At 71.8% G+C, this 6,375-nt stretch carries 6 protein-coding genes; 4 read left to right on the forward strand and 2 right to left on the reverse strand.

Annotated elements, in window-relative coordinates; translation table 11 throughout:
- Window positions 1–38 precede the first annotated feature (38 nt).
- The gene (locus tag ACZ4VT_RS17560; protein WP_467950549.1) at window positions 39–473 is read left to right on the forward strand and encodes a GlcG/HbpS family heme-binding protein; all 435 of its coding nucleotides are present in this window, start codon (window positions 39–41) and stop codon (window positions 471–473) included.
- Between the two features lie 91 nt (window positions 474–564).
- Entirely contained in the window at window positions 565–2,187 is a 1,623-nt protein-coding gene (locus tag ACZ4VT_RS17565) for a beta-N-acetylhexosaminidase (protein WP_467950634.1), read from the forward strand.
- Between the two features lie 100 nt (window positions 2,188–2,287).
- Here ACZ4VT_RS17565 and ACZ4VT_RS17570 read toward each other — a convergent pair whose 3' ends face one another.
- Entirely contained in the window at window positions 2,288–3,109 is an 822-nt protein-coding gene (locus tag ACZ4VT_RS17570) for an endonuclease I family protein (RefSeq protein WP_467950551.1), read from the reverse strand.
- A 218-nt stretch (window positions 3,110–3,327) separates the two neighbouring features.
- On the opposite strand from ACZ4VT_RS17570, the gene ACZ4VT_RS17575 reads away from it, so the two are divergent.
- A complete protein-coding gene (locus ACZ4VT_RS17575; RefSeq protein ID WP_362804937.1) occupies window positions 3,328–3,894 on the forward strand; it encodes a DJ-1/PfpI family protein in 567 nt (188 codons plus the stop codon).
- A gap of 52 nt (window positions 3,895–3,946) precedes the next feature.
- Here the strand turns inward: ACZ4VT_RS17575 and ACZ4VT_RS17580 are convergent, their stop codons facing one another.
- Window positions 3,947–4,762, reverse strand: a complete 816-nt coding sequence (locus ACZ4VT_RS17580) for a glutamate ABC transporter substrate-binding protein (protein WP_362804934.1) — start codon at window positions 4,760–4,762, stop codon at window positions 3,947–3,949.
- Between the two features lie 238 nt (window positions 4,763–5,000).
- Between ACZ4VT_RS17580 and ACZ4VT_RS17585 the strand changes: the two genes are divergently transcribed.
- On the forward strand, window positions 5,001–6,260 hold the full coding sequence (locus ACZ4VT_RS17585; protein WP_467950554.1) for a TerD family protein: 1,260 nt from the start codon (window positions 5,001–5,003) through the stop codon (window positions 6,258–6,260).
- Window positions 6,261–6,375 lie beyond the last annotated feature (115 nt).

Below are 6,375 nucleotides of genomic sequence, written 5' to 3' on the forward strand. Positions count from 1 at the left end.
CTGTTCCCCGTACGCGACCCCCGCAAGGAGAAACCACCATGTCCGCCCCCACCCCCACCCGCACCGCCGTCGCCGCCCTGACCACCGAGGACGCCGAGCTGCTCGTCGGCGTCGCCAAGACCGCCGCGGAAGCGGCCGGTGTCACGGTCAGCGTCACCGTCCTCGACGCCGGCGGCCACCTGCTCGCCTTCCGGCGCGACGACAGGGCCGTACTGATCTCCGGCGAGACCAGTACCCGCAAGGCCTACACGGCCCTCCAGCTGAACGCGCCCACCGCCGACCTCGTCGAAGCGGTCCGTCCCGGAGGTCCCCTCCACACGCTGCCCACGGCCCTGGACCGGCCCCTGCTGTTCATCGCGGGCGGGCTGCCCGTCCACCGTGACGGCCGGCTCGTGGGCGCCATAGGCGTCGGAGGCGCGGCCCCCGAGCAGGACCACGCCTTCGCCGCCGCGGCGCTCGACGCCCTGGTCTGAGACGCCCAGTCCGAGAGCTCTGGTCTGAGGCCCCCGGGTCGCGCGCCCGTGTCCCCCGTGCCAGGTTGGGTACGGGGGACACAGGTGCATGATGCGGAAACCGAGGCTTCACAGGAGGGTCCAGACCATCGCGACGGCAACGGCCGCCGCGCTGGTCACCCTCGCCGTCCCCGGCTGCACGGCCGCCTCGGACGAGGCGCGCGCCCCCGCCGCCCCCGGCTCCTCCACGACGGCGGCCGCGCCGACGGATGCCGCCCCGCCGCCGCCCGCTCCCACCCCGACGCCGTCCTACGCCCTGTCCACGGCCCCGCGCACCATCCCCGCCGTACGGGAGCACGTGCCCGCCCGAGGCCCCGGCTGGAAGCCCGCCCCCGACGCCCGCGTGGTCGTCGCGCAGGGCGACGCCGCCGCCCTGTCGGACGAGGCCAAGCTGCTCGCCGGGGAACTGGGCCTCAAGTACGGCGACTCGACGGCGCCGCGCGCGGGCGATGTGGAGCTCTCCGTGGAGGGGGCGGGCAAGCCCGAGTCGTACACCCTCACCGTGAAGGACGGCACGGTCCGGATCAAGGGCCCCGACGAGGCCGGGGTCTTCTACGGGACCCGCACCCTCAAGCAGGCGGTGAAGAGCGCCGGTTCGGCCCCCGAGGGCACGGTGAACGACGCCCCGGCCAAGCCCCAGCGCGGCCTCAACCTCGACATAGCGCGCAAGCACTTCACCCCCGACTGGATAGAGGACCGGCTGCGCGAGATGGCCGACCTCAAACTCAACCAGCTCGGCCTGCACTTCTCCGACGACCAGGCCTTCCGCATCCAGTCCGACACCCACCCCGAGATCGTCTCGAATCCGCACCTCACCAAGGCGCAGGTCCGCCAGATCACGGCGCTCGCCGCCCGGCTGCACATCACGGTGGTTCCCGAGATCGACTCGCCCGGACACCTCGGCGCGGTGCTGCGCGCCCACCCCGACCTGCAACTGCGTGATGTACAGGGCAGGGCGGTCAAGGGAGCGGTGGACATATCCAACCCGGCGGCCGCGAAGCTCGTCGACGAACTGCTGCGCGAGTACCAGCCGCTGTTCCCCGGCGGGGCCTGGCACCTGGGCGCAGACGAGTACCAGGCGCTGGTCTACCGGGACCCGCAGGCCTCCTTCCCGCAGCTCGCCCGCGCGGCCCAGCAGCGGTACGGCCCCTCGGCGCGCGTGCAGGACCTGGCCACGGGCTGGCTCAACGACCGCGCCGACGTGGTCCGCCCGTCCGGCAAGGCGCTCAAGGCGTGGAACGACGGCTTCTTCGCGGGCGGGGTGACGAGCGCGGCCAAGGACATCCAGGTCGAGTACTGGACCGGCAAGGAGATCGGCGCCCGGCCGCCGCTGGAGTACCTGCGCGAGGGCCGCAAGCTGGTGAACCTCAACGACGAGTACCTGTACTACGTGCTCGGCGAGCCGAACCAGTTCACCTACCCCACCGGCCGGCGGATCTACGAGGAGTGGAACCCGCTGGTCCTGCGCGGCACCACCGCCGTCCCGGCCTCGTACGCGAACCAGATCCTGGGCGGGCGCCTCGCCGTCTGGGCCGACCTGTCCGGCGCCCAGACCCAGGCCCAGGTGGCGGACGGCATCCGGCTGCCGCTGGCCGCGCTCTCCCAGAAGGTCTGGGACTCCCGCGCACCCCAGCTGCCCTGGTCCGGCTTCCAGGCCCTCGCCGACCGGCTCTGAGCGGGGACGGCCGGACGGGACGGCCTGACGGGACGGCCTGACGGGACAGCCTGACGGGACGGCCGGAGGGGGCGGCCGCCGAGACGGCGGCCGCACCGGGTCACCAGATGGAGTTGACCCACTCCGGGTGGTCGATGAACGGGTTGCGGTTGTGCTGGTAGGTGTCGAATATGACCTGGTTGCGGCGCTGCTCGAAGGCGTCCGGCGGGTCCGTCTGGTTCCACTGCTTCAGCAGGCTGAGCCGGCCGAACAGGGGCGCGGAGCCGTTGTTGACCCTGTCGTTCAGCTCCAGGTCGGCGAAGCCGTCGCCCCCGTCGTAGCGGACGGCCATGTAGAGCAGCATCCGGGCCACGTCGCCCTTGACCGCGTCGCGCGGCTCGAAGGAGTCGGCGTCGGTCAGGCTGCCGGGGGCCTCGCTGACCGGGCTGCCGCCCTTGTCGAAGTCCTTGTTGCCCCGGGTGCTGTTGACGGTCACGTCCTCCGGGCGCAGGTGGTGCAGGTCGGTGCCCGGGCCGGTGGCGGTGCCGAAGTCGCCGTGGCTCTTGGCCCAGACGTGCTCGCGGTTCCAGTCGTTGACCCCGCCGCCGTTCGTCGACTTCGACTGGGAGCGGCCCGAGTAGACGAGGATGACGTTGTCGGGGTTCGCCGGGTCCTGGTCGGTGACCTTCAGGGCGTTCCACACCCCGTCGTAGTTCACCTTGGACTGGTTCTTGACGATGTTGTGCAGGGCGGTCTTCAGCGCGGCCCCGGTCTTGCCCTGGGCGCTCGCGTAGTAGTCCGCGTACGGGTCCGCCGCGGCGGCGGCCGTCGCGTTCTCGGCAGTGGCCGTGCGCTGCCGGCCGGCGGACGCGGCCGCCGGTACGGCGAACAGGGCGGCGGCGGCGAGGGCGACCGCCCAGGGGGTCAGGCGCGAGATTCTCATCGGGTGGGGGGTACCTCTCCATACGCACCGTCCCCGCCCGGGGAATTGGCGGGGTGTCAGTGGCAGAGCGAGGGTCACATTGTCATGTGCCGAACAGGTGAAAACCACGTGTCGACAGTGGGGGATCTTCGTGTGTGCCGGCTGTCCGCCGCGGGCAGGGTAGCGGTGGCCCCGGGCGGGGCCGCGGCGACCACGACCAGCCCCAACGGGAGCAGCCCATGGCAGTGAAGATCCTCATCGTGACCGGCGACGCGGCCGAATCGCTGGAGGTCCTGTATCCATACCAGCGCCTGCGCGAGGAGGGCTACGAGGTCCACATCGCGGCCCCGCAGGTGAAGAAACTGCGGTTCGTGGTCCACGACTTCGAGGAGGGCTTCGACACCTACACCGAGAAGCCCGGATACACCTGGCCGGCCGATCTGGCCTTCACGGACGTGGTCACGGAGGACTACGCGGCCCTGGTGGTCCCGGGCGGCCGGGCGCCGGAGTACCTGCGCAACGATCCCGAGGTGCGGCGGATCCTGGCGGCCTTCGCCGAGTCCGACAAGCCGATCGCGCAGATCTGCCACGGGCCGCTCATCACCGCCGCGGCCGGAGGCCTGACCGGCCGCCGCGTGACCGCGTATCCGGCGCTCGAGCTGGACATGAAGGCGGCCGGGGCCGAGTTCGAGGACTCCGAGACCGTGGTCGACGGCACCCTGGTCTCGGCCCGGGCCTGGCCCGACCACTCGCGCTGGATGAGGGAGTTCCTGACCGTACTGCGCAGCAAGGCCCCGGTGGTCTGACCACCGGGGCCCGGGCCGGGGCGGGGGGAGCGGCCCCCTGCCCCGGCGGGCGTCAGCCGACCGTGGTGATCGCCGGCGCCGGCTCGTACTTGTAGTTCGGGCCGAAGTTCTTCTTCACGGCCGTCTCCCAGGAGCCGTCCTGGACCATCTTCTTCAGCGCGTCGTTGATCTTGCGCTGGAGTTCCTTGTTGCCCTTCTTGACGCCGATGCCGTAGTTCTCGTTGCTGAGGCTCTGGCCGGTCAGCTTGAACTTGCCCTGGTTCTCCTTGCGGGCGGCGTACCCGGCCAGGATGGCGTTGTCCGTGGTCATGGCGTCGACCCGGCTCTCCTGGAGGGCGACGACGCAGTCCGAGTAGCCGCCGAGTTCCAGCAGGGCCGCCTTGGGGGCGAGGTTCTTCTTGAGGTTCTCGGCCGAGGTGGAGCCGGTCACCGAGCACATCGTCTTGGAGTTGAGGTCCTCGGCCTTGTTGATGGACGTGTCGTCGGCGCGGGTCATGAGGTCCTGGTGCGCGACGAAGTACGGGCCGGCGAAGTCGACCTTCTCCTTGCGCTTCTCGTTGATCGAGTAGCTCGCGACGACGAACTTCACCTCGTTGTACTGGAGGAGCAGCTCGCGGTCGTTGCTGAGGACCTGCTTGAACTCGATCCGGTCCGCCTTGTAGCCGAGCTCCTTGGCCACGTAGGTCGCGACGTCCACGTCGAAGCCGGAGAAGGTGCCGCCGGTCTCCCGCATGCCGATGCCCGGCTGGTCGAACTTGATGCCGATGGAGAGGGTCCCCTGGTCCTCGTCCTCGCCGAAGACGCACCCGGAGGCGGTCAGGGCGATGGCGATCACTGCGGCGACCGCACCGGCCTGGGGAACCTTCATGCTGCACTCTTTCCTGGGGTAACGCGGAATGTGCCACCGGGATCGCCGGGGCAAGTGGAACCGCGGAAACGTCGGTGACGTCGAGACGTGTGTACGAGGAAGCTAGGAAGCCCGCAGGCGCAGCGTCACTAGATTTGAGCGAAACTTGAGGATAACGATCCGGTTCAGCCGCCGATCCTGCGGTTGAACCGGGCCGGTGCAGGAGAAAGGGGCGGGCGCGGGAACAGGGTCCGTACGCGTGGACGGGAACGCGCTGCTCCTGGGCGAAGGGGTGCAAATCAGGTTCATCCGGACCCTGCGGCTCCCTGAATCGGGTACGCACGCACTGCCGCCGGGGCTGGGGGAGTTCCCGCTGCGACGGGTGGAGGACCACCCCGACACGGTGCCGCCCGAGTGGCTGGCGAAGGGCGGCGTGATGCTGCCCGTGTACCTGCGCGAAGCGATGTGGCACCAGGCCGGGCGGGCGCGCCTGGCGCCGCCCCGGCCGCTCGGGGGCGTGGGCCTCTACGGGGCTCCGCCCGCTCCCGGCTCCACCGGCTCCACTGGTTCGGCCGGTTCGGCCGGTTCGTTGGCCGGCTACGGCGGCCCGGTGCCCGCGCCGATGCCGGCGCGGCCGGGCGCGGCTCCCGGTGCGTCCCGTCCTGTGGGCAGGACGGGGCCGCCCGCGGCCCCCGCGATGGGGCTCGGCGTCGGCGGCGCCATGCACCAGGAGGTCTACCGGGACGAGCGGCCGCTGTCCGACTGGGCCGGGGAGCCGGCCGCGCGCGTCTTCGTCCACCTGGTGCCCCCGCCCGCGTGGCGGTCACGCCGCTCGGGAACGCGCCGGGGCCGGGCAAACCCGTACAGGACGGCGACCGGTGACCGGCCGAGAACGTACGGTCCTTCGGACCGCGGCGGGGGCCCGTGGGATCATGCGGGGGCAAGTCCTGTTGAACGAAGGGGGAGTTCGGTGACTGGTGTACGCAAGGGCCTGGCCAAGGTGGAGTTCGCACTGCGGTGGGACCCCAGCCCCGCGGGCACGCCCGCGAGCGACCTCGACATCGTCGCCGCGGTCTACGGCGCCGCGGACCTCCACGGCACGCCGGTCCAGCTGGTCCACTTCGGGAGCCGCTCGCCCGACGGGACCATCAGCCTGAACCGGGACAGCCACACCGGCCAGGGCTTCGGCTTCGACGAGGTGATGACCTTCGAGCTGGACCGGATGGGGTCCGAGCTGCACCGGGTGGTGGTCGGTGTGGTCATCCAGAGCGTGGGCGCGGACACGGGTGCCGGGGGACGCGCGAAGACGTTCGCCGACATCGCCGGCACGGGGTTCCGGATCCGCGAGGGCCACAGCGACCTCGTCGAGAGCGATTTCGCGTCCGTGCCCTCCGCCACCGCGGCCACCGTCGCCGAGTTCACCCGCGACGCCTCGGGCGCCTGGTCGTTCGTGCTGCGACTGCGCGGTTTCGACGCCGACCCGGAGGAGTTCGCCCGGGTCATGGGCGGTGTCCGCTGAACACGGCCGCCGGGGCGGTCGCCGTGCCGCACAGACCGGGGGGGGGGGGGGGGGGGGGGGGGGGGGGGGGGGGGGGGGGGGGGGGGGGGGGGGGGGGGGGGGGGGGGGAGGGAAG

Source organism: Streptomyces sp. NPDC029164 (assembly GCF_055563995.1).